Consider the following 22,886-nt stretch of genomic DNA (forward strand, 5'->3'; position numbering starts at 1 on the left):
AACGTCTTAGCGCCGATGGTAGTGTGGTTCGCCCATGTGAGAGTAGGTCATCGTCAGCACCTTATTTGATTACCCCCTTCATCAGATGATGGAGGGGGTTTAATGTTGATATTAGTGTCATGTTGGTTGTATATTATTTACTAGAATTGATTGCTATCGGTGGGTTATGTGTCGACAAAAGGGATTTACATTATTTGAGTTGATGCTTGTCTTGGTGATTGTTGCTGTTCTCATATTCTTTGCACAACCTTTTTATTGGGGCATAATGCAAAGAGTTGAGTCACACGCCATCCGCAGACATATTCATGATGCAATTCGTTTGGCGAAAGTGGAGAGCCGAATTCGTAATAAGGATGTTTTGATTTGTATCATGAATGACGATGTGTGTCATAGAAACGCTCAGGGGAGCTTGATAGTTTTTGTGGATATGAACAAAAACAATAAATATGATAACAAAGATATTATTGTCAGTAAAGAAAGACTGTCGCTTAAATATGGTATAATCAGTGTGAATGCTTCTGCTAACCGAGACTATATGAAATTCATGGGAGATACAGGTAGACCTCGTGGTAATTTTGGTCATATTAAGTATTGTAATGTTCTAAAACAAGAATATCATAGTTTTCAAGTGGTTGTTAATATGCATGGGTTAGTTTCAGAAAAGCGCGGTGATCGACTGGATATTGGTTGTTAGGAGTAAGGGTGGCGGTAGATTTTTCACAGACCTTGATTGTTGCCATTTCGGCGACAGCATTATTTGACTTGACGAATATTGAAGCAAAATACATGCAATTTATGAAAGAGGATGTAAGCACTGCCATTAAGCGTTTTCGTGAGTACATGCAGGCACATGAGAATGATCCGTTGCTGCCAGGAACTGGTTATCCGCTGATCAAAGCCTTGCTTAATCTAAACAAATATCAAGACCGTAAAGATTATCATGATGAGTCTCCATTTGTTGAAGTGGTAATTGTTTCTAAATCCACGCCTGACATGGGCATTCAAGTATTAAATGCCATTCGTTCACATGGGCTAAATATCACTCGCTCAGCGTTTATTTCTGGTGGTTCGGTTGCTGATTACATTGATGATTTTGATGTGGACTTATTCTTAACGACCAATCCGAGTGACGCACAAAAAATCACTGATGCTGGCGTATGTGCTTGTGCCATTTTGGATACAGCACCAATTGACATATCCATGCTTGATGATAAGCAATTACGCATTGCTTTTGACGGAGATGCGGTGCTTTTTAATGAAGCAAGTGAACTTGTTTTTCAGCAGCATGGATTAAGGGCTTTTCATCATTATGAAAATGAAAAGATGAATATGCCAATGGATAAGGGACCCTATGCGGATTTTTTGATTAAGCTTTCTAAACTGCAAGCCAAACTGCCTGTCTATGATGAGGTAGATGATAATCCAATTCGTATCGCCTTGGTAACTGCTAGGAATGCCCCTGCTGACATGCGTGCCATCAAGACCCTGCGAGCATGGGGTGTTAGTGTGGATGTGGCTTTTTTCTTGGGTGGATTAAATAAAACGCGTGTATTACAAACTTTTGCACCGCACATCTTTTTTGATGATCATATTAAACACATTAATGCTGCACGCAGTCATGTGCCATCAGCACATGTGCCTTACCACTCTGCATCGTTACTGAATGAATTTACCCAAGAACCCTTACACGCTAGAGTGTTTAAACCTATTAAAAAAGATAAAAGGTCTGAGTAATGAAAATGGCAAATTTCACGGTATTGGCCATCATCGTGCTATTATTGAGACGCAGCAGTAAAAAGTCTTGCAACTCATGATTCGTTTGATTGATACTCATACGCATTTTGATGTGCCAGAATATGACGGTCTTAGATCAACTCTTGCAACTGATGCTTTTGACCGTGGTGTCCAGCACTTATTATTGATTGGTCTTTTGGCAAAATATTTTGGACGAATGGTGCAGGTGCGTGATCAATTGGCACTGTTAAAAACAGCTCCCATGCCTCATCTTGCTTTTGGATTGCATCCTTTGTATGTTCGTCAGCAGCATGAAGATGATTTGGAGACGCTTGCTACCTTTATGGCAAGTCATTCAACAGTGGCAATTGGTGAAATTGGCCTAGATGCTTATCAAGACGAATTAAAAGATGCTAAGGTGATGGTCAGGCAAGAAATGTTCTTTATTGAGCAAATTAAGCTTGCTAAAGCCCATGAGCTACCCATTTTATTGCATATTCGTAAAAAGCACGCCGATGTTTTGCGGATTTTAAAAGAACAGTCTTATCGTGCGGACAATCTTGGGGGGATTGCTCATGGTTTTAGTGGTGGTGAGCAAGAAGCATTGGCATTCGTGAAAATGGGGTTTAAGCTTGGGATTACTGGACAAATTACCAATTTAAATGCCAAAAAATTGCGTCGTGCTGTGATGGCGGTGTTCAAAAAGTATGGAGCACAAGCTTTTGTGATTGAAACAGACTGTCCTGACATGATACCTGCGTGTTGCCATCATCATGGTCGCTTGAATGTGCCCGCCAATCTGATTCATGTGTTTGATGAGTTATCACTTCTTTTTGAGATGGATCAAGAGGTTTTGGCAAGACAATTATGGCAAAATACTAATTCGGCTTTACGCCAAGAGTGGATTTATGAGTGATTTTATAGCAATGCGTCGTTTTACAGGTACTCGTACGCTTTATGGGTCGGATTTTGAACGGTTTTTTAAAGCACATGTTTATGTGATTGGCGTGGGTGGTGTGGGGTCTTGGGCAGCAGAAGGTCTTGTCAGGACTGGTGTTGGGGAGATTACCCTTGTGGATCTGGATGTTTTGGTTGAAAGTAATATCAATCGTCAGTTGCCAGCACTTGACACAACACTGGGCGAATCAAAAATTGAGTCTATGGCAAACAGACTGCGACAAATCAACCCTTGTATCAAGCTTAATTTGGTGGATGATTTTTTGACCCAAGATAATGTCGAAAAAATCCTACCGTCAAAACAGTACGCTCAACAGTTGCAGGAGAGTGGTGGTCAAGTGGTGGTGCTTGATTGTGTGGATGATATGAGTGCCAAGCTTGCCATCAGTTTACATTGTCGATTTAACAAAATCAAATCCATCATCTCAGGGGGTGCGGGCGGTAAGATTGATCCAACAAAAATTCAAGTGGCGGATTTAAAAGATGTCATTCAAGACCCTTTGTTGGCCAAATTGCGTACACGCTTAAAAGACAAAGGCATCACTCAAAATAAAAAAGGTAAATTTGGCATGAAGTGCGTGTATTCTACCGAGCAACTAAAAATGGCAAAAGCATGCGAAAGTGGGCTGAATTGTGGCGGTTATGGCTCTTCAGTGGCAGTTACCAGTGTTGTTGGTATGGTGATGGTGTCGGAGTGTTTGGCCATGCTGTCTAAATAATACTTTAAAGCTGGCGTATGAACAGAAAATCTATTTTATTAAATCGCACTCCAAAAGTTAGACACCGCTTTTGGGGTGTTTTATATCACAAATACACAGTAGATTTTAACCTGTTTATCATCATAATCACCAAAATTACCGCAAAAACCACAAGATGTCTGAACTTGAAATCGCAGCGTCTTTAAAGATTAACTCAAATTTAATGAATATCAAAGGCATATCATTGATCGATGTCATTGATTAACCAATCTCAATAAACTTGATAATACCATTGATGAACATGCATAACACTCACCATGATAATGATGATAGAAGAGAGCTAAAATTAAAAAAGACCAAGTCCTGTAGCAAACAGATACTTAGTCTTTGATAAAATCACTTAACCTACCATCTGACATTGAATCTTGTGTTTAAGATTTGGAGGTGATGGTGGTCGGGTGCCTATTTGGTAATTTTTTTCATCGCTTTTTCGTAAAGTTCGTTAAATTTGGCTTTAGCGGCATGTGCAAATTCACTGTCAGTTTGCTCATCAATCATGTCGCTGATTTTATTGAGCAACTCTTTGGTTTTGGATTGTTGATAGACTGGTAAGCGTGCACAAATCTCGCCAACCTTGATGCGAACATCATTCAAAACGCTTTCATCGCCACGGGCATCAAGTATGTCACAAATCCAATTTGCCAACTCTGTACATTCTGCTTCTTTAAAGCCACGAGTGGTGATGGCAGGAGTGCCAATTCGGATGCCGCTGGTAACGAATGGCGATTTTGGATCGTTGGGCACGGAGTTTTTGTTGACGGTGATGTGTGCATCGCCCAGCCATTTGTCGGCTTCTTTACCTGTAATGCCTTGCTTGATGAGGCTGATCAGCATGAGGTGGTTTTTAGTGCCGCCAGAAACGACATCATAGCCACGATCTTGAATGACTTTTGCCATTGCGTTGGCGTTGGCAAGTACTTGTTGTTGATATGTCTTAAAATCATCACTCATTGCCTCTTTAAAGCACACGGCTTTGGCAGCAATCGCATGCATGAGTGGGCCGCCTTGTGTGCCAGGAAATACCGCAGAATTGAGCTTTTTCTCAATTTCTTCATTGGCTTTGGCAAGAATCAGACCTGAGCGAGGGCCACGCAAGGTTTTGTGAGTGGTTGTGGTGGTAACATCAGCGATTTGTACTGGATTGGGGTAGAGTCCTGCTGCTACCAAGCCTGCCACATGAGCCATGTCCACCATCAAGTATGCACCAACATCATCAGCGATTTGGCGGAATTTTTGCCAATCCATCACTTGTGAGTAAGCGGAAAATCCTGCAATGATCATTTTTGGTCGATGTTCATGAGCAAGTCGAGCCACCTCGTCATAGTCAATCAAGCCGTCATCATCAATGCCGTAATGCACAGCATGGTAGGTCTTGCCGGAAAATGATACAGGTGAGCCATGCGTCAAATGTCCACCATGAGCCAAGCTCATGCCAAGAACGGTATCGCCTGGTTCTAGTAAAGCAAGATAAACAGCAGCATTGGCATTTGAACCAGAATGTGGTTGCACATTGGCATAATCTGCACCAAACAGCTCTTTGGCACGGTCAATGGCAATTTGTTCAATGATATCAACATGTTCACAGCCACCGTAATAGCGTTTGTTTGGATAGCCTTCGGCATACTTGTTGGTCAGCTTCGAGCCTTGTGCTTGCATGACGGCGGGTGAGCAATAGTTTTCTGAGGCAATCAGCTCAATGTGATCTTCTTGACGCTGACTCTCCTTGTTGATGGCATCGGCGATTTGTGGATCGTAAGTGTGTAAATGAATGTCTTTGAACATGATGAACTCCCTCTTTAAAATAATAAAAACAACAGTTAGTGTATCATAATTTAAAAATATCACAAGGTTTTATGTGTTTTCGCATGGGTGTAAACACCCCTATGCCAAGCATCTTTACTGAACGCACGGAATGACTAAATGACTTGTAAAAAGTTTTGTAAAAAAATTTCCTCAATCAAAATGCGACGACCTTGCCAATGATAAATGTTTACTCGTCCAAATTGCCCATCTTGTTCAAAAATTTGCCGAATGTATGGCAGTTTTTTGTTTTTTTTGAATAGTACATAGCCGATGGGTGTGTTGCCCAAATGGCGTAATCGCCTGCCTTCACCTGTCAAACTTGACAGTGGAAAGATGCTTTTGGCGTGTACCCATGCTTGATGCTCATCACCGAACAGTAGAACTTCTCTTACCCATGCCAAACTTTGATGACGAAGTGGTAGTTTTAGAGTTTTTTTATGTGCAAAATCAATCGCTTGCCATCCTTCTTTGATGACTTTGACCTGAATGGGTTGACCTGATTTTTTTTCAAGCAAGGTGGTTAAAGAGCCTTTCGCGTTGAGGTAGGGCAATAGCTTGGCAGGGGGTGATGTCATGATTGTGATGAATGATGCTTTAATGATTGGCGTGCTTTGGGATATTGTAGCACAGAACCGTCAAATTACTGAATGAATTCACAATTTTTCTAGCCATAAATTCACACCGAAACCGATGAATACACAAGCGGCAAAAAACATGGCGATTGTCGCCGCTGCAGGTCGAGAGCCAAATGCACGAGCAAGCTTTTTGCCACCAAAAATTAATAAAGTCAAATAGCTCATGCTGACTAATTGCAAAATGACTGCCAATATCAAAAAAGGTAAGAATGGTCGGTCATAATTAGGATCGACAAACTGCACAAAAAAAGATAGGAAAAATAAAATTGCTTTTGGGTTGGTTAAGCTAAGTAGTAGCGAGCGATAAAAATGGTTTTGTTGCTTGGTGGTTGTGGGTTGGGGGTTTTTGATGGGTTTTTGGTGATTTCTTAGGGTGTCATACGCTCCCATCAATAACCGTATGCCGATATACGCCAAATAGCAGCCGCCAATCAGTTTTATCCCATCAAAAACGGTGGGGTATGCTTTGAATAAAGTGCCAGCCCCCAAGATGGTTGCAGTCATTAGCACGCCATCACCCACCAAAATGCCAAGCATCGCTAATGCCCCAGCTTTCTTACCGTGATTGGCTGATACCAATAGGCAATATAAGCTATTTGGGCCAGGTAATAAAATGATGATGATGACGCCAAGTAAGTAAGTGGTTAAGTCGGTAATGCCAAACATGAACGAATCTTTTTTTGATGAATGTGGTGTGTGCTTAAAGTGATTGGTAGTATTGTTCAATTTTAGGAATGATTTGTCGCTTTCGACTGATGACACCTGTCAAAGAAAACACGCCATTTGTCATGGTTGTGTCAAAGGTTTGAGTGAGAATGGCGTTTTGGGCGTCGTCATAAGCAATCGCATACCCAGTTTTTTCTTGAATGTCAGCGATGGCAATCATCAGATGGGTTAGGTTTTTTTCCTGTTTAAGTATTTGTGCCGCCTTAATCAGTTCATCACGGCGTGCCAGCAGTTGTGTGGTGTGCATTGTCTCAATCCCTGCGACACCCCACCGATGACCGCATAAATCATACTCTTTATAATCCAGCAATAGAATTTGACGCACGGTTAGGTGATTGGTATTGCTTTTTGCCAAAAACATCTGATGGGCGAAGTTGTCTTTGTCGGCTGTTGACAGTCCGATGATTTTTAATAATTTATCCACGACTTGTTTGTCATCATCTGTGGTGGTAGGGCTTGTGAGATTAAGAGTGTCAGAAATGATGGCAAATAGCATGAGCGTGGCAAGCATTGGTGTGATGGCGATGGCTTTTTGAGCGAACATTTCATATAAAATCGTACAAGTGCAGCCAACAGGGTGTATGCGAATGTAGGCGGTGTTTGATGTGGTGAGATTGGCTTTGTGATGGTCTATGATGAATCGTAAGTCAAACTCATGCAGATTTTTGATGGATTGGCTTGCTTCGTTATGATCGGTCAGACCGATTTTATCCCCCTTGGTCAATGTATTAAAGGGTTGATCTGGATTGAGATGGGGTAAAAGCATGTCTGGCGTATCTTTTAACTCTTCGCCAAACCTGGCGAATAAATGGCGAATCACGAAGGCTGTTTCAGGATTCGGTTTGCCCAAGCGATAAGCAGTGGCTTTGATGTTTTGGGCGTTAAGCCAGTATGCCAATGCAAATGCGGAGGCAAAAGCATCGGTGTCTGGCGAGGTGTGTCCAAAAATGTGGTGCATGAGTGTTTCAAGTCCTAGCAGTGATATTGAGTGGGGTCTTTGTCGTTGGCAGAAACAGTGGTTGGCATGTCCATAAAAAATGCTTGCTGTATGTTGTCTTTAGCTTGTTGATAATAAGAAAAGGCATGTAAGCAAGTGGTGCGTAGGTCTGTTTGCCAGTTTGGAATTTGACTTTTCATGCAGCCAAACTTATTTGGTCTGTCGGGCAGCGTTTTGGCAAAATCGGCGGCCAATAAAGCATCTTCACGATTATTGCAGACCAGTGCCATGTCGCAGCCAGCATCAATGGCGGATTTGACACGCATGGTAACATCACCTGCGACATGTGCAGCTTTCATGGACAAATCATCTGAGAATAGCACGCCGTCATAGCCCAGCTGATCCCGCAGAATGTCTTGTAGCCAGATTTTGGAAAAGCCAGCAGGCTTGTCATCGATTTGGCTAAAAATCACATGTGCAGGCATGAGAGCGGCCAGTTTGTCTAGGTTGTGTTTAAAGCTGACCAAGTCGCATGCTAAAATTTTTTCAAAACTGCGATTGTCGATGGCATCTGACACATGAGAGTCTGGGGCGATGGATCCATGACCTGGAAAGTGTTTGCCTGTTGCTTGCATGCCAGCGTCATTCATGCCGGTGATGAAGCGATCTGATAACTTACTTACCGTTTGTGGATTGGTATGAAACGCTCGATCACCAATCACGAGACTGACCCCATCAATGTCCAATACGGGTGCAAAGCTGATATCCACCCCCACCGCCAGCACTTCACATGCCATTAAGTAGCCTGCATCATAAGCAAGCTGGCAGGCTCTATCGGCATCTGTGTCATAAAGCTTACCCAGCTTGCCCATCGCAGGCAAGGGAGAGAATCCTGTACGAAATCTGGCCACTCGCCCACCTTCTTGATCAGCGGCGACGATGATGTTGGGATTGATTAGTCGTATTTGGTCGGTTAAAGTGCGTACCTGTTCAGGGGTGTCTACATTGCGTGCAAATAAAATCACTCCGCCGATGGCATCGTTTGCCAAAAATACTTCATCTGCTGGGGTAAGAGTTTTCCCTGCCACATCTGCCATAATGATGCCAGTTGCCATGTTTTACCTACTGTTTGCTGAAAATAAAAAACATTGCTTATTATGCCATGATTTTTAGCAAATGTATCCATGTAAAGAATTTTACTCACAAAAACCATCACACAAGCAAGATGGAATGTGCTAACATAATGCGAATTTTTCTTAACTTTGATTTTAAGGATTGGTAATGAGACAGCAATTTTTATGGTCGGGTGTGGCGATGGCGGTAGCAGGCGTGATGTTGATGCAAAGCATTAATGCGGTTGCACAGGTTGCAGATGAACGAGGGTTTGAGCCGAATATTGAACAAAGGATTACCACGCGCCAGGTATCACTATTGCTTGATCGTGCGCACTATCTTAAACAGCCCTTAGATCGTGAAATGGGTAAAAAAATTCTTGAAACTTATTTTGATAACCTGGATGCATCACGCACGCTTTTATTGCAGTCAGATGTTGATGAATTCATGGCAAAGTATGGCGATACTTATGCTGATAGCTTAAAGCATGGCGATTTGAGGCCTGGGATTGAGATTTTTGAGCGTTACCGTACTCGTGCTAATGAGTATTACGACGCAGCCATACAAATGCTTTCTGGCGAGGTGGATTTGCGTACCGATCAGACGATCGTGCTTGACCGTGAACATGCCCCACGCTTTAAGGATAAGGCGGAGCAATTGAATTATTGGAAAATTCAAATCACCAATTCTTTGATTGCCATTACTCTAAATCAAGAAAATGAAAAAGCAAAAGATCAGGCTTTTTTGGAACACCCTGAATTGACCAAGGGTCAAGATTTGATTAAGGATGAAAAGCGTACACCTAATGAGATTTTGTTAAATCGCATCAATCGCCAAAAGAAGCAACTGGCACGCTTAAAAAATGATGAAATCATGGAGAATATCTTAAATTCTGCCATGTTAACTTATGATCCGCACAGCAACTACTTTGCTCCTGTGCAAGCAAATGAAATGCAAATTAGGTCCAATTTACAGTTAGAGGGTATTGGGGTGTCTATCCGTCCAGACCGTAAAAACCCTGACTACACTCGCATCATTAGCTTGGTGGATGGTGGACCTGCACAAAAAACAGGGCAAATCCGCCCAAATGATCTGATCATCGGCGTGGCAAAAGAAGACGGCACCATGATTGACACCGTGGGTTTTAGCACTCGTGAGATTGTAGCACTCATTCGTGGCCCAAAAGGCACGCCTGTTACCATTAAAATAAAAAGACCCAATGCACCAGATAGTGCCGCTCGGTATGTTACCATCATGCGTGATGTCATCAAGCAAGATGAATCGGGTGTGCAGCACCGAGTGATTGAAGTGCCTTATGGCAAGGACATAAAACGCGTGGGTGTGATAGAGATTCCAAGTTTTTATCTGAATTTCAAGGCTCGCCGTAGCGGTGCTAACATCAGCGACTACCGCTCTGTGAGTTTGGATACCGAAAAAGCAATCGAAGCTCTTAATCAAGAAGGTATTGATGGCTTGGTGGTGGATTTGCGTAACAATCCAGGTGGTTCGCTAAGTGAAGTGGCAAACATGCTGGGCTTTTTCATCAAGGAGGGGCCTGTGGTGCAGATTCGTGATAATCGAGGTGATGTGCAGGTCTACTATGATAAAGATGGTGGCGAACAACTGTACAAAGGCGATATGGTGGTTTTGGTTAATTTGGGATCAGCATCAGCCTCTGAGATTTTCTCAGCAGCAATCCAAGACTACGGTCGTGGCTTGGTGGTCGGTAGCACCACGACAGGCAAGGGATCGGCACAATCACAACGAGATGATTTGGCATTGGGTTCGGCGACCATTACCCAACGCAAGTTTTATCGTGTCAATGGTGGCAGTACTCAGAACAAAGGAGTGGTGCCTGATATTGAGCTGGTGAATGTCTATGAGGGGATTGAATTTGGTGAGCGTGAGTATAAAAATCCACTTGAATGGGATACGATTGATGGTACTGACTATTTGCCAGAAGGTAAATACAGTCAGGAATTGATAGACAAACTGACCAAGATTTCAAGTGATCGCCAAGCCCAAGATGCACAATTTAAATACCTAACTCAATTAAATGCCATTCGTGCATTTGACGATGATAAAAAACCTTCTGATGTCAATATTGACAAACGCCGTGCTAAAAATAAAGAGATAGAAAATCGTACTTTGGCGGCTGAAAATGCTCGCCGTCAAGCGACTGGAGAACAGCCATATACGGATTGGGCAACTTATCAGGCCAGCCAAGATGCTTTGGATGAAGAGCGTAGTGCAATGAAGGAGAATCTGCGTCCAAAACTGCCAGAGAGTGAGGCTTATGTTTGGAGGCGGCTCGATTAATGTTTGATGCCAAATCTAAGTAATTGTGAAATTGAGTAGATAAAGGGGTTGGCCCTTTATCCGTCTTTCTGGGCTGTTTTTGTTTTTACTAGGGGCAGTGTAACTAAAAATCGTGTCTTTCCTTGGTAGGTGTCAGTGATGATTTGGCCGCCATGTGCATCAACGATTTGTGAGACAAGAGAAAGACCAAGTCCTGACCCCTTTTTTTCTTGTTTGAGACGCACAAAAGGGCTAAAAATATCACGGCGTTTTTCCTGGGGAATGCCATCGCCTTGGTCAATGACTGCAATCACCGCAAGGGCTGATTCTTTATTTACCCCTTCTTTTTGCCTGGAAAAACCAAGTAGTGACTTTTTGGGTTTTTTGGGTGTGTCTTCATCAAAGGTAAGTGTTTCTGTGAGGCTTTGTGGGATGTTGCCGGCACTGTCGCCATCCATCGCTTCATAAACATATACTTCAATCGGTGGCACGCCATGAATCATGGCGTTATTAAGCAGATTTCGTACTGCATGCGTCAAAAGCTTGGGTTGTGCTGTCATCACCACCGACTCGGCAAAAAGAGACACCTTGGAGTAATGTTGACATTCGGCTCGCACCAGTTCATATAAATCGACTTGCTCATCAGAGCCTATGGCATGACCTGCATCAAGCCGACTGACCAGCAAAATACTCTCTACCAAGTCATTCAATCCTGTCAAATCACGATTGATGGCTGTGGCTCGCTTGTCAAATTTGGTTTTATCATCACTGTTTAGTTTATTGGCAAGCACATTCATCATTTCGATTTGTAGGCGAATGCGTGTGATGGGGGTGCGGAACTCATGGCTGGCGTGTGCAAGTAAAAGGTTATTTGCGTTGATTAGCTGTTCTATTTTTTGGGCAGATTGGTTAAAGCCATATGCCAAGGCGGCAATCTCATCATTGCCTTGTTCGTCGGCACGCACACTAAAATCACCGTCTCCAAGCTTTACCATCTGTCGACTTAGGTGATTGATGCGCCAAGTGATGTTGCGAGCAATCCACCATAGCACTGCTGACATAATCAGTACCAGTAGTAGGGTGCCTGTGAATAAGTTGAGTATTGCTGAAAAAGGTCTTTCTGGTGGTGGGGTGCGGCTTTCATACCATAATTTATAACCTGCCGCATTTGTCAAGGTAACATGATGATGTGCAGGCGAGAGAACGCCTGGAATGATTGTATCAAGCCATGATTTGTCATCAATGATTTTGGGTGGTAATCCACTGTCTTCAGTCTGTAAAATCAGATCGCCATTAGGGGCGTATAAGCCTATTTTGGCATTTAAGCTTTCATCAAAGATATCAAAACTGCGTTTTACGACCGCCAAAATAAATCTGGCTTTTAGTAGCTCATTATGACTGTTTAGCGTTTCAGCTTCTGTGATGAGTGGATTGATTTGTGTCATGATTTGTTCGGCGACTGCTTTTGAACGCATGCCATCAGAATTGTTATGTACCAGCTGGGCGAGTAGCACCATAGCAATGGCAAAAGCAATGATTGCCAAAAATACGCTCACAAAAAGTTGGGCAAAGACTGAGTTAAGACCAAGCTGTTTTTTCATAAATCACGCCGTTTATTTAGGTCGTTGAAATCTTCAATGTCATTCATCATTGATAAAAAAAGACCATCATGATGATGGTCTTTTTTATCTCATTTAGACCTGATCGGTGGCAAATTGATAACCAACACCACGCACGGTGATGATGCGTTTTGGCTGACGAGGGTTGTCCTCAATCAAGGCTCTTAAGCGGGAGATATGTACATCAATCGCACGATCGATATTTTCAGAGCTGTCATCATTTGGCATGGCATGCCATAATTGCTCACGATTAAGTACCTTGCCCGCATGAGTGGCGAAATAGTGCAACAGCTGGAATTGATGCGTGGTCAGACGAACAATTTTATCGTCAATCGTAACTTCATGGCTGTCAGGAAACACTGTTAGGCGACCAAAAGTCAAACTGCCAGAGTGCAAATCTGCCTGGTTTGGTGTCTCATGACGGCGTAATACCGCACGAATGCGAGCAAGCAACTCTCTTGGTTCAAAAGGCTTGGAAATATAATCATCCGCACCCATTTCCAAACCAAGTACACGGTCGGTGGTGTCGCCTTTGGCTGTGAGCATGACGATCGGCACTTTATTGATCTGTGGGTTTTTGGCGTTGCGTACTTTTTGGCAGACTTGCATGCCATCCATGTCAGGCAGCATCAAATCCAGCACAATCAAGCTGATGTCTCGTTCTTTGGTATCAAGTAGATCAAGACCTGCTTGACCTGTGGCAGCATGATGCACTTCATAATAATTCATTGATAAATATTCACTGACCAGTTCTGCCAAATCTGGATCGTCTTCAATGAGCAGTATTTGTTTGTTCATGATTATCATCCCAAAAAATATTACAATAAAAAGTATGTCATATCTTGCCAATGTTTACAAAGATTAGCAAGTATTAAATTGTAGCCAATTTTGAATTTTTATGAATTTTGTGCAATTTTTCCAAGAATTGTGCAAAAAACCCCATTTTTTTGCTGATTGACTGTAACAATTATACAGTTTCAATCAATGATGACCTGTTTGTCATCTGCATTCTTAGGTAGGGTGGTAAGCACAATAAGGCTGTCATCTGTGATGCCAGATACCAAAAAACGACGCGTATCGGGCTGGTACTCAATGACATGAATATCAGCTAGGTGTAAATGAGCATTTTGCTTAACCACCCAGGCGTGAGCAGCGATGGGTATTTGTGGCTTGTAAGGCGGTGCATACAATGCGTTTAAATCAAGTGGTTGTAAATCATTGCCTATGATGGCAAAGTCTGGTAGCAATGCCCCCACTTCGATTTGCCCATACTGAATCATGCCTTTGGCAAATTGACCAATTTTGAATGATTGGGAGTCATTTTGCGTGGTAAGAATGCTGACTTGAACATTCAAATCGTGCAAATTGTTTTCATCAGCTGTAACAGAGATGACCTGTCCACCGAACATCTGACCTTCAACGGTAAGCTCTACCGTATCGCCAATGTGAATGTGTGGCTTAAAGTAGCTGGGCAATTGACTGACGAATTGGTATTGGGAGATGTCGGTGATGGTTAGCAATGGCGTGCTTTGATTGGTATTTGCTTGTGGATTGATGTTACCGATCATGCCAGCATGCGGTGCGGTCAATGATATGAAAGCATCCTTATTGTGAGACTTGAGCAAAGCGATGGACTGACCCTGTTTGACCAAGTCGCCATCTTTGACAAGTATTTGTTGTGGCTGTGTGTCGTCAGGCAGTTTGACGGCAGTTTGTTTGATGGGTTCTATCGCCCCTTCTAGTGAAAAGGTTGGGTGATAGCGTGCCATCTTAACATAGGCAAGTTGTGATTTGTTTAACATGATTGCATCACCATCGATGATGGCAGGACTTGTGCTGATTTCTTCTTTGATTTTTTGATCTCGATGGGCGATGACAGAGTCATCTCTTTGTTCAATTTTTTGGTTGAGTGTGTCAATTGTAGGTGGATGCGGTTTGCAGCTACATAAAACAAAGCTTGCCATGCCAAACAGGGCAATTTTTGTAAACAACTTCATCATGTTGACTCTTTATGGGGATCATCGGTGGATAAAAACACTTATACTAACATGTTATCATCAGATTGAATATGGTTTTTGTGAGTTTGAGGTCGCATCGCCATTACCACCATGACTGATATTTAGGCTAAAAAGGTGTGTGACTAATATCATGATGATTGGTAGGTTATGTGATGTTGCTGAGTTTATCGTGGCAAATTTTGCCATCAAACCTTAACTTGCCATGCCTAAGGGGATTAAATTGCATTTGTATGATTAAAATTGTAAAATGTCATTCTGTCATGTCTGACAGATGGATTAAAATGCACAGATGTGTGCTTTTGATATTGCTTCATATTGATGATGGCAAGTAAGCAATCCATTATTAGAGATGATGATGTTTTTATTGAGATTTTACTGTTGTGGTTTTGATGAATCTAAAAAATGACAGTTTTTTTATCATTTAATTTTAAATGAGGTGAATCATGCAAACAAAACACTTGATTATCGGCTTTGGTAAGGCGGGCAAAACTCTTGCCAAAACTTTGGCACAAAAAGGCGAAAGTGTGATTTTGGTGGAGCAATCCGCTCAAATGTATGGTGGTACTTGCATCAATGTTGGTTGCATCCCTAGCAAGAAAATTAAATTTTTAGCAGAGAATGGTAGCGATTTTCATCAAGCCATCATCAAAAAAAATGAATTGATTCGCACTCTCAATCAAGCCAACTTTGAGATGATTGACAAGGTGGCGACCGTCATCACAGGCAAGGCAAGCTTTATTGATGCTCATACCGTTCAAGTGGTGCGTGAGCAAGACACCTTAACCATCAAAGCGGACCACATTTACATCAACACAGGTGCATTGAGTCGTATTCCTAATATTGACGGTATTGATACTGCCCAAAATGTGTATGACAGCACAGGCATCATGCAGCTTGATAAACTGCCACAGCATCTGGTGATTATTGGCGGTGGTTATATTGGACTTGAATTTGCCAGCAGCTTTGCTGAGTTTGGTAGTCAAGTTACTGTTCTAGAGACAGGGGATACTTTTGTCCCCAAAGAGGATAGACAAATTGCCGATGCTTTATTGGGAATCTTAAATGATCAGGGCGTGAGCGTAAAGCTTTCCCAAAAAATCCAAAAGATTGGCAATCAAGACGGTCGCACGCTCATCACAACCGAAACCGAGTCATTCTTAGCTGATGCTGTGCTCATTGCCACAGGAAGACAGCCGAATACAGATTTGGCATTACAAAATACTCAAATACAGCTGACAGAACGGGGTTTTATTGCAGTGAATGAACACTTGCAGACGCATGAACCGCACATATACGCCATGGGTGATGTCGCAGGTTCGCCACAGTTTACCTATATGTCGTTAGATGATTTTCGAGTGGTGAGAAGTCATTTGTTTGACGGTGGAAAGTATACAACCAACAATCGCACATTCCCTTATAGTGTTTTTGTCAATCCGCCATTGTCTGTGGCTGGCTTAACTGAACAAGCTGCCAAGGATCAAGGCTATCAAGTAAAAACTGCCACTTTGCTGGCAAATGCCATTCCAAAGGCAAAGGTTGTGGAAAAAACACAAGGCATGTTAAAAGCGGTGGTGGATGCTGACACGAATAAAATTCTGGGGGTGCAACTGTTGTGTGATAACTCTCATGAAATGATTAATTTTGTGGATTTGAGCATACGCCAAGGCTTGACCTATCAAGATCTTGCCAATCATATCTTTACTCACCCTACCATGTCAGAAAGTTTGAATGACTTGTTTGGTGCCATTTCATAAGGAGAGATCATGAAAAAAATTACTCTGCTTGCCTCATTGTTTGTTGCCATGACTGCCTGTGCAGTGCCAAATGCCAAGTCGCCAGTACAACCTGCTGATGTCCAAGAGGTTAAAAAAGCTGAAGGCGTCTGGATAGATGTCCGCTCTGCTGAGGAGTACGCCCAAGGTCATCTGCAAGGTGCGTTAAACATCACCAATGAGCAAATCGCTGACCAGATACCAAGCGTTGCTCCTAATAAAAATACACCCATTCATCTTTACTGTCGCTCTGGGCGTCGTGCCGAAGTTGTCAAAAATACGCTGACCAAGCTTGGGTATGTCAATGTTACCAATCATGGTGGCTATGATGATTTGCTCAAAAAAGGATTTAGGTAACATTTTTTCGTTTCATTGGAGGTTTTTGTGAATTCTGTATGTCCCACCCAAAAGCATGTGCTTGCTGTGCGCATTTTTCACTGGGTGGGTGCCTTGCTCATTTTGATGGCGTTCATCGCCATCAATTTGGGCGATGGCTATGTTGATTTGCACAAATCAATTGGTGCGATCTTTTTGATTTGGACGCTATTACGCATCATCACTCGCTTGATGACCAAGGCACCTGCTGCCATATCAATGCCGATGTGGCAGACGGCGATGGCACATTTGGTACATCTTGCTTTATATGTAGTGATGCTTGCCATGCCGATCACTGGCATGCTGATGTCAATGTATGCTGGTCGTAGTGTGAGTGTGTTCGGATTGTTTGAGTTGCCGATGTTGGTAGGGGCGGATAAAGAGATGGCTAAGCTGATGAATGCTTGGCATACAGGATTTATTTGGACGACGATGTGGCTATTGATTTTGTCGCACATTCTGGCGGTTGTATACCATCAGTTAATTTTAAAAGATGGTCTGCTAAACAGAATGCGTTAGCTTGTAATAAAAAATCACCCTTAACGGTGATTTTTTATTAAGTAAATTTACTGTTAAAATAAAAAAGCACTCAAAATAATTATTGAGTGCTTTTTAAATGTGGTGGCGTGAGGCAGGATCGAACTGCCGACACACGGATTTTCAATCCGTTGCTCTACCGACTGAGCTATCGCGCCGTAAATCAGTCTTCATGACTAATTGGTGCGTATTATATACGAATTTTTGAACTTTGCAAGTCTTTTTTTTAAAAAAATGAATTTTTTGTCAAAAATTTACAAAAATCACTACTTTTCAAGTATGATAGCGACAAAAGATGAATGAACATGGGGTAAAAATGTTTCAAAAAAACGCATTAAATGATGTGCATGAGTTTGTCATACGACAGCTTGCGACAGATTTTCCGATGGTATTTAACCAAATAAATCTGCCAAAGCCTCTGGATCAAGCGGCATGCTATGCGATGGCCAATGGCGGAAAAAGAGTGCGACCGCTTTTGGTGTTGGCAAGCTTTTTGGCAACTGGGGGCAATGCTGATCGGCTTGATGATGTTCGTCGGGCCATGATGGCGATTGAGATGGTGCATTGCTACTCTTTGGTGCATGATGATCTGCCATGTATGGATGATGATGAGCTACGCCGTGGTAAACCAACTTGCCATTTGGTCTATGGTGAAGCGACAGCGATGTTGGTGGGAGATGTGTTGCAGTCCTTGGCGTTTGAGGTATTGGGCATTCAGCTAAGTGGAATGATCTTAATGAATGATGATGTTTTTGCCAAACTTGTCAAGATTTTATCAACAAATGCTAGGCGTATGGTTGCAGGTCAGCAGGCGGATCTTAATGGTGAGCAAAGACTGCTTAGTCAAGATGAATTGCAGTGCGTCCATAAAGACAAAACAGGGGCGTTGATAGAGGCGGCGGTATTGATGGGGGCGGTATGTGCTCAAGCTGATGATGTGATGTGCCACCGCTTGGGTGAGTATGCCCGTCTGATTGGGCTGGCGTATCAAGTCCAAGATGATGTGCTGGATGTTGTGGCGGATACGGCGACGCTGGGTAAGATGGCTGGCAGCGATGAAAAATTGGATAAATCTACCTATGTTAAGCTTTTGGGGGTGAATGAGGCTCGTGCTTATGCTGATGAGCTGTTTGATTGGGCAAAAATTCAAGTGGCTGATTTGGGCGATGATAATTTGTTGCTACAGATGGTGCAATGGCTACAATATAGAGGATATTAGGCTGCTTGAGGTGAGATGGTGTGTTAAATTGTTGTGTGGTTATCTTTGTATTTTTTGTTATAAAATTTTACAGTTTGGTATAGACTTTATGTCAAATTTAGGTTAAATTACAAAACACTCCATCTGTTATGCAGCTCAATAAAAACTTTTAAAAAAGGATGATTTATGAAATTGACACTCAACCCTTTGTTTGCAGGCTTGATGGCAGCAAGTTTTTTAATGACTGGCTGTGGCAGTGAAAAATCAGCATCATCGGGTGCTAATAGCACCATCTCTACCAATAAGATTGCTGATGTTGTCATTGTGAATGCTTCTGAACCAGCATCACTTGACCCACAAAAGGCATCTGATGCTCCTTCATTTGCCATTCAGCGTCAAATGTTTTTGGGTTTGACTGCTTCAGATGCTAATGGTAAGACCGTACCTAGCATGGCTACTGAATGGCAGAGTGTTGATGATACAGTCTGGACTTTCAAATTGCGTACTGATGTTAAGTGGTCAGATGGTACGCCTGTGACGGCACAAGATTTCGTCTATGCTTTGCAGCGCCTGACCGATCCTCAGACAGCAGCGCCTTATGGAGCTTATTTGGTGGATGCCAAAGTGGTGAATGCTCAAGCCATCAGCCAAGGTAAGGCTCAGCCTAATACTTTGGGTGTTAAGGCACTAGATGACCATACCTTACAGATCATTACGACAGAGCCGGTGCCATATCTGCCAGACTTGATGCTCTTGCCAGCAACCTTTGCTACGCCAAAGCAAGCCATTGAAAAGTATGGTAATAAATGGACAGATCCAGCCAATATTGTTGTTGATGGAGCATATAAACTTGATGACTGGAAAGTTAACAGTCACATCATTTTAAAGCGTAATGAAAGTTATTTTGATGATGCTAAAACTAAGATTAACAGCGTGGCATTCCTACCCATGAGTGCCCAAGCTGCCATGTCTCGATATAAGGCTGGTGAGGTTGATTTTTCTGCTGCACCTTCCGAGATGTTCAAGGAACTAAAAGCGGAAATGCCTAATGAAGTGGTGGTTACGCCAATGCTATGCACCAGTTATCTTGAATACAATACCAAAAAAGCACCATTAGATGATGTGCGAGTGCGTACCGCATTATCAATGTCATTAGACCGTGATTTGATTACTAAAGAGGTTTTGGGTCGTGGCGAGGAATCAAGTTATCAATTAACACCTTACTACACTCAAGGCATGACTAAGGTTGTACCAGACTGGGCAAAACTACCAATGGCTGAGCGTGCTAAGATGGCAAATGACTTATTGGCACAAGCAGGGTACAGTCAGCAAAAACCTGCCAAAATAGAGATTTTATACAGCACAAGTGAAGCTGGCAAACGATTAACTTCAGCAATCTTGTCATTGTACAAGCAGTATTTGCCAAATGCGAACATATCCATCATCAATCAAGAGTGGAAAATGTTCCTAGATACTCGTGATCAAGGTAATTTCCAAATGGCCGCTGCGGCATGGTGTGCAGACTATAATGAGCCTTCCACTTTCTTAAACATCATGCGTACTGGCAACAGTAATAACACCAGTTTTTATAGTAATCTTGAATATGATCGCCTGCTAGATTCTACGCTATCTGCTGGTGCTACGAATGAAAGTCGTCAGCAAGCTTATGTTGAGGCTGAAAAGATATTACAAAAAGATGCTGCCATCATGCCCATGTACACTTTGGTAAGTCCAAGCTTGATTAAGACACATCTTAAAGGCATCAATAAAGATGATCCGCTTAAGAACTGGCTTGTCAAAGATTGGGAAATTACTCAGTAATGCACTCTGATGACTTTAAAAACAGCTGTCTTATGATGGCTGTTTTTTTTACTATTTGGCATTTGGTCTTACAAATTTACCATGATTTTTATGCATAAAATTTGTTATAATGAATGATTTTAACATAGCAAAATCTTATTCTTATTATGACAAGCCAAATCAAAAAACCCGAACTTCTTTGCCCTGCTGGTACTTTTAAAAATATGCAATACGCTTTTGCCTATGGTGCAGATGCTGTGTATGCAGGGCAGGCACGCTATTCGTTGCGTGTTCGCAATAACGATTTTGATGAAGATAATTTACGCAAGGGCATTGAGTACGCCCATTCACTTGGCAAGCAGTTTTATGTGGTGGTCAATATTCAGGCTCACAATGCCAAATTAAAAACTTTTATCGAAGACATTCGCCCCATCATTGAGATGAATCCAGACGCCTTAATCATGTCGGACGCTGGCATGATTATGATGGTGCGAGAGCATTTTCCGCATCAACCAATCCATCTGTCAGTACAAGCCAATGCAGTAAACTGGGCAACGGTAAAGTTTTGGAAACAAATGGGCGTAAGCCGTGTGATTGTCAGTCGTGAGCTGTCTTTAAAAGAAATTGAGCAAATCATTATCGAAGTCCCTGATATGGAAATTGAAGTTTTTGTACATGGGGCGTTGTGCATGGCGTATTCTGGGCGTTGCTTATTGTCAGGCTATATCAACAAACGAGATGCCAATCAGGGTACTTGTACCAATGCTTGTCGGTGGAGCTATAACACTTATAAAGCAGTGGAGAATGAAACAGGCGATATTGTGCCAGTACTACAAAATGATAAGACAAGCACCAATGCCGAGCTTTTTATTCCTAATCCTAATGAAAACAGCATTGCCAATGTCAATTTAAATGATGGCTTTAATTTGAATGGCGATAAAATCATGGGTGATGAGTATGTGGAAAAGCCATCTGATGAAGTGGTGTTGCTAGAGGAGCAAGGTCGCAAAGGCGAATTGATGGCGATGTATGAAGACGAGCACGGCACTTATATTATGAATTCCAAAGACTTGCGTGCGGTGGAGTTGGTTCCAGAATTGACACAAATGGGCGTGCATTCACTCAAAATAGAAGGGCGTACCAAATCGCATTATTATGTGGCACGCACTGCCCAAGTCTATCGCCGTGCCATTGATGATGCGGTTGCTGGAAAACCGTTTGATACAAGCTTAATTACTGCTCTTAATGGTCTTGCCAATCGTGGTTATACCGAAGGCTTTTTAAGACGGCATGTGCATTCTGATTATCAAAACTATGAATACGGTTCATCAAAAACAGACAGTCAGCAATTTGTGGCAGAAGTGTCTGATATCGTCGATGATAAATTAACCTTGACCGTCAAAAATAAATTAAGTGTCGGTGATGAAATTGAGATCATGACACCGCAAGGTAACATCGTGTATCAATTAGACAAGCTTTGGGATAAAAAAGGCAATGCCATAGAATCTGCTTTGGGTTCTGGTTGGGTTTGTCAAATCATCAATCCATTTAAAGAAATGGACAAAGAAATCTTAAAATTTGCATTGGTCATGAAAAAAGTGGACGAGCCGATTTTTAGTTGATAAAAGTACAGTTGGAAAAATAAAATGAACTTAACTTTTATGGACTTTTGTTCTGGTATTGGTGCAGGTCGCTTGGGGCTTGAACAAGCAGGTATGCAATGCGTGGCACACAGCGAGATTGACTCCAATGCCGACTTCACTTATCAATTATTTTTTGATGACAAAAGCAATTTAGGCGATTTGACTTTATTAAATCCCAATGATCTGCCTAATTTTGATGTGATGCTGGCAGGATTTCCCTGCCAGACTTTCTCTATTGCGGGCAAAAGAGCAGGACTCAATGACGATAGGGGGCAGATTATTTATTATCTGACCGATATTTTAAAACAAAAAAACACCCCCTATTTTATTTTAGAAAATGTCAAAGGCTTAATCAATCATAATAAAGGCGAAACTCTGCAATCTATTCTTAAATTATTGTCTGATACAGGCTATAAAACTTATTATCAAGTTTTGGACAGTCAGTATTATGGCGTACCCCAAATGAGACAAAGAGTTTATTTTGTTGGGATTAGAAACGATATTCATCACAAACCTTTTGAATTTCCAGAGCCGATCCACTCAAAGCCCATAGAATACTATCTAAGTGATGATAGGGATTATCATTTTGATAAAAATAATCCCACTTTTGTCAAATATCTGCTTAATAAATATAATCACAATCAATACAATATTGATGAAATCATTCAAACAGATTATCAAATGATTGATTGGCGACAATCTGATTTTCGTCTTTATGATAAAAAATGCCCCACTTTGCGTACAGGTCGGCACGGTATTTTGTACACCAAAAATGGTAAATTGCGTAAATTAAGTGGATATGAAGCCTTGTTATTGCAAGGATTTCCAAAACAGATTGCCAATCAAGTCATTCACCATAAATTGCCTGACAGTAAAATCTTATCGCAAGCAGGCAATGCAATGACTGTAACAGTGATTGAGCAACTAGGCAAACAACTGTTAAAATCTTTGGGCGAGTATTAA

18 protein-coding genes, 1 tRNA gene and 2 pseudogenes are annotated in these 22,886 nt (G+C 42.0%); 12 read left to right on the forward strand and 9 right to left on the reverse strand.

Annotation, left to right across the window (positions count from 1 at the left end):
* The first annotated feature begins 166 nt into the window (after nucleotides 1–166).
* The 4 genes from M2R47_RS04510 (at nucleotide 167) to M2R47_RS04525 (ending at nucleotide 3,410) form a co-directional block, all read left to right on the forward strand.
* Nucleotides 167–694 (forward strand): GspH/FimT family pseudopilin, encoded by a 528-nt coding sequence (locus M2R47_RS04510; RefSeq protein WP_249099578.1) that lies wholly within the window; start codon nucleotides 167–169, stop codon nucleotides 692–694.
* A gap of 8 nt (nucleotides 695–702) precedes the next feature.
* On the forward strand, nucleotides 703–1,734 hold the full coding sequence (locus tag M2R47_RS04515; protein ID WP_249099807.1) for a 5'-nucleotidase: 1,032 nt from the start codon (nucleotides 703–705) through the stop codon (nucleotides 1,732–1,734).
* A gap of 76 nt (nucleotides 1,735–1,810) precedes the next feature.
* The gene (locus M2R47_RS04520; RefSeq protein ID WP_249099581.1) at nucleotides 1,811–2,650 is read left to right on the forward strand and encodes a TatD family hydrolase; all 840 of its coding nucleotides are present in this window, start codon (nucleotides 1,811–1,813) and stop codon (nucleotides 2,648–2,650) included.
* Complete coding sequence (locus M2R47_RS04525) at nucleotides 2,643–3,410, forward strand: tRNA threonylcarbamoyladenosine dehydratase (protein ID WP_249099585.1); 768 nt, start codon at nucleotides 2,643–2,645, stop codon at nucleotides 3,408–3,410. The genes M2R47_RS04520 and M2R47_RS04525 overlap by 8 nt, the downstream gene beginning before the upstream one ends.
* Nucleotides 3,411–3,851: 441 nt before the next feature.
* Here M2R47_RS04525 and glyA read toward each other — a convergent pair whose 3' ends face one another.
* From glyA to nagZ, 5 genes are all read right to left on the reverse strand, one after another.
* Nucleotides 3,852–5,231 (reverse strand): serine hydroxymethyltransferase, encoded by a 1,380-nt coding sequence (gene glyA, locus M2R47_RS04530; protein ID WP_249099589.1) that lies wholly within the window; start codon nucleotides 5,229–5,231, stop codon nucleotides 3,852–3,854.
* A gap of 134 nt (nucleotides 5,232–5,365) precedes the next feature.
* A complete protein-coding gene (locus M2R47_RS04535) occupies nucleotides 5,366–5,827 on the reverse strand; it encodes a chorismate--pyruvate lyase family protein (protein WP_249099591.1) in 462 nt (153 codons plus the stop codon).
* 78 nt (nucleotides 5,828–5,905) lie between these two features.
* The gene (gene leuE / locus M2R47_RS04540; protein WP_249099593.1) at nucleotides 5,906–6,553 is read right to left on the reverse strand and encodes a leucine efflux protein LeuE; all 648 of its coding nucleotides are present in this window, start codon (nucleotides 6,551–6,553) and stop codon (nucleotides 5,906–5,908) included.
* A gap of 34 nt (nucleotides 6,554–6,587) precedes the next feature.
* Nucleotides 6,588–7,571 carry a DHH family phosphoesterase gene (locus tag M2R47_RS04545; protein WP_249099596.1) on the reverse strand — a complete coding sequence of 328 codons (984 nt, stop codon included), beginning with the start codon at nucleotides 7,569–7,571 and terminating at the stop codon, nucleotides 6,588–6,590.
* A gap of 14 nt (nucleotides 7,572–7,585) precedes the next feature.
* A complete protein-coding gene (gene nagZ / locus M2R47_RS04550; protein WP_249099599.1) occupies nucleotides 7,586–8,665 on the reverse strand; it encodes a beta-N-acetylhexosaminidase in 1,080 nt (359 codons plus the stop codon).
* 166 nt (nucleotides 8,666–8,831) lie between these two features.
* Here nagZ and M2R47_RS04555 point away from each other — a divergent pair.
* A pseudogene (locus tag M2R47_RS04555) lies at nucleotides 8,832–11,005 on the forward strand (carboxy terminal-processing peptidase).
* 33 nt (nucleotides 11,006–11,038) lie between these two features.
* Here M2R47_RS04555 and M2R47_RS04560 read toward each other — a convergent pair.
* The 3 genes from M2R47_RS04560 to M2R47_RS04570 all read right to left on the reverse strand — a co-directional run bounded on the left by M2R47_RS04560 (nucleotide 11,039) and on the right by M2R47_RS04570 (nucleotide 14,580).
* A complete protein-coding gene (locus tag M2R47_RS04560) occupies nucleotides 11,039–12,562 on the reverse strand; it encodes a HAMP domain-containing sensor histidine kinase (RefSeq protein WP_249099602.1) in 1,524 nt (507 codons plus the stop codon).
* Nucleotides 12,563–12,655: 93 nt separating this feature from the next.
* Nucleotides 12,656–13,378 carry a response regulator transcription factor gene (locus M2R47_RS04565; RefSeq protein WP_249099605.1) on the reverse strand — a complete coding sequence of 241 codons (723 nt, stop codon included), beginning with the start codon at nucleotides 13,376–13,378 and terminating at the stop codon, nucleotides 12,656–12,658.
* 179 nt (nucleotides 13,379–13,557) lie between these two features.
* Entirely contained in the window at nucleotides 13,558–14,580 is a 1,023-nt protein-coding gene (locus M2R47_RS04570) for an efflux RND transporter periplasmic adaptor subunit (RefSeq protein ID WP_249099608.1), read from the reverse strand.
* 461 nt (nucleotides 14,581–15,041) lie between these two features.
* Between M2R47_RS04570 and M2R47_RS04575 the strand changes: the two genes are divergently transcribed.
* The 3 genes from M2R47_RS04575 to M2R47_RS04585 are packed head-to-tail and all read left to right on the forward strand — an operon-like array spanning nucleotide 15,042 to nucleotide 17,264.
* On the forward strand, nucleotides 15,042–16,352 hold the full coding sequence (locus M2R47_RS04575) for an FAD-dependent oxidoreductase (protein ID WP_249099611.1): 1,311 nt from the start codon (nucleotides 15,042–15,044) through the stop codon (nucleotides 16,350–16,352).
* Between the two features lie 9 nt (nucleotides 16,353–16,361).
* Nucleotides 16,362–16,727: a rhodanese-like domain-containing protein gene (locus M2R47_RS04580; RefSeq protein ID WP_249099614.1), complete on the forward strand. Its 366-nt coding sequence runs from the start codon at nucleotides 16,362–16,364 to the stop codon at nucleotides 16,725–16,727.
* 27 nt (nucleotides 16,728–16,754) lie between these two features.
* Nucleotides 16,755–17,264 carry a cytochrome b gene (locus M2R47_RS04585; protein WP_249099617.1) on the forward strand — a complete coding sequence of 170 codons (510 nt, stop codon included), beginning with the start codon at nucleotides 16,755–16,757 and terminating at the stop codon, nucleotides 17,262–17,264.
* A 100-nt stretch (nucleotides 17,265–17,364) separates the two neighbouring features.
* Here the strand turns inward: M2R47_RS04585 and M2R47_RS04590 are convergent.
* Nucleotides 17,365–17,440, reverse strand: a tRNA-Phe gene (locus tag M2R47_RS04590).
* 158 nt (nucleotides 17,441–17,598) lie between these two features.
* On the opposite strand from M2R47_RS04590, the gene M2R47_RS04595 reads away from it, so the two are divergent.
* The 4 genes and pseudogenes from M2R47_RS04595 to dcm all read left to right on the forward strand — a co-directional run bounded on the left by M2R47_RS04595 (nucleotide 17,599) and on the right by dcm (nucleotide 22,886).
* Nucleotides 17,599–18,501 (forward strand): polyprenyl synthetase family protein, encoded by a 903-nt coding sequence (locus M2R47_RS04595; RefSeq protein WP_249099620.1) that lies wholly within the window; start codon nucleotides 17,599–17,601, stop codon nucleotides 18,499–18,501.
* A gap of 429 nt (nucleotides 18,502–18,930) precedes the next feature.
* Nucleotides 18,931–20,055 (forward strand): annotated as a pseudogene (locus M2R47_RS04600) (ABC transporter substrate-binding protein); the annotation flags it as partial.
* Nucleotides 20,056–20,447: 392 nt separating this feature from the next.
* Complete coding sequence (gene trhP / locus M2R47_RS04605) at nucleotides 20,448–21,902, forward strand: prephenate-dependent tRNA uridine(34) hydroxylase TrhP (RefSeq protein WP_249099626.1); 1,455 nt, start codon at nucleotides 20,448–20,450, stop codon at nucleotides 21,900–21,902.
* 24 nt (nucleotides 21,903–21,926) lie between these two features.
* Nucleotides 21,927–22,886: a DNA (cytosine-5-)-methyltransferase gene (dcm, locus tag M2R47_RS04610; RefSeq protein ID WP_249099629.1), complete on the forward strand. Its 960-nt coding sequence runs from the start codon at nucleotides 21,927–21,929 to the stop codon at nucleotides 22,884–22,886.

The sequence above is a fragment of the Moraxella oculi genome (assembly GCF_023336735.1).
Lineage (GTDB): Bacteria > Pseudomonadota > Gammaproteobacteria > Pseudomonadales > Moraxellaceae > Moraxella > Moraxella oculi.

Bases quoted from the DNA above. Each gene is read 5' to 3' on its own strand.
- M2R47_RS04510 (WP_249099578.1), top strand. From the start codon at position 167: ATGTGTCGACAAAAGGGATTTACATTATTTGAGTTGATGCTTGTCTTG.
- M2R47_RS04580 (WP_249099614.1), top strand. From the start codon at position 16,362: ATGAAAAAAATTACTCTGCTTGCCTCATTGTTTGTTGCCATGACTGCC.
- trhP (WP_249099626.1), top strand. From the start codon at position 20,448: ATGACAAGCCAAATCAAAAAACCCGAACTTCTTTGCCCTGCTGGTACT.
- nagZ (WP_249099599.1), bottom strand. From the start codon at position 8,665: ATGGCAACTGGCATCATTATGGCAGATGTGGCAGGGAAAACTCTTACC.
- M2R47_RS04520 (WP_249099581.1), top strand. From the start codon at position 1,811: ATGATTCGTTTGATTGATACTCATACGCATTTTGATGTGCCAGAATAT.
- M2R47_RS04565 (WP_249099605.1), bottom strand. From the start codon at position 13,378: ATGAACAAACAAATACTGCTCATTGAAGACGATCCAGATTTGGCAGAA.
- leuE (WP_249099593.1), bottom strand. From the start codon at position 6,553: ATGTTTGGCATTACCGACTTAACCACTTACTTACTTGGCGTCATCATC.
- M2R47_RS04535 (WP_249099591.1), bottom strand. From the start codon at position 5,827: ATGACATCACCCCCTGCCAAGCTATTGCCCTACCTCAACGCGAAAGGC.
- M2R47_RS04575 (WP_249099611.1), top strand. From the start codon at position 15,042: ATGCAAACAAAACACTTGATTATCGGCTTTGGTAAGGCGGGCAAAACT.
- M2R47_RS04525 (WP_249099585.1), top strand. From the start codon at position 2,643: ATGAGTGATTTTATAGCAATGCGTCGTTTTACAGGTACTCGTACGCTT.
- dcm (WP_249099629.1), top strand. From the start codon at position 21,927: ATGAACTTAACTTTTATGGACTTTTGTTCTGGTATTGGTGCAGGTCGC.
- M2R47_RS04545 (WP_249099596.1), bottom strand. From the start codon at position 7,571: ATGCACCACATTTTTGGACACACCTCGCCAGACACCGATGCTTTTGCC.
- M2R47_RS04570 (WP_249099608.1), bottom strand. From the start codon at position 14,580: ATGATGAAGTTGTTTACAAAAATTGCCCTGTTTGGCATGGCAAGCTTT.
- M2R47_RS04560 (WP_249099602.1), bottom strand. From the start codon at position 12,562: ATGAAAAAACAGCTTGGTCTTAACTCAGTCTTTGCCCAACTTTTTGTG.
- M2R47_RS04595 (WP_249099620.1), top strand. From the start codon at position 17,599: ATGTTTCAAAAAAACGCATTAAATGATGTGCATGAGTTTGTCATACGA.
- glyA (WP_249099589.1), bottom strand. From the start codon at position 5,231: ATGTTCAAAGACATTCATTTACACACTTACGATCCACAAATCGCCGAT.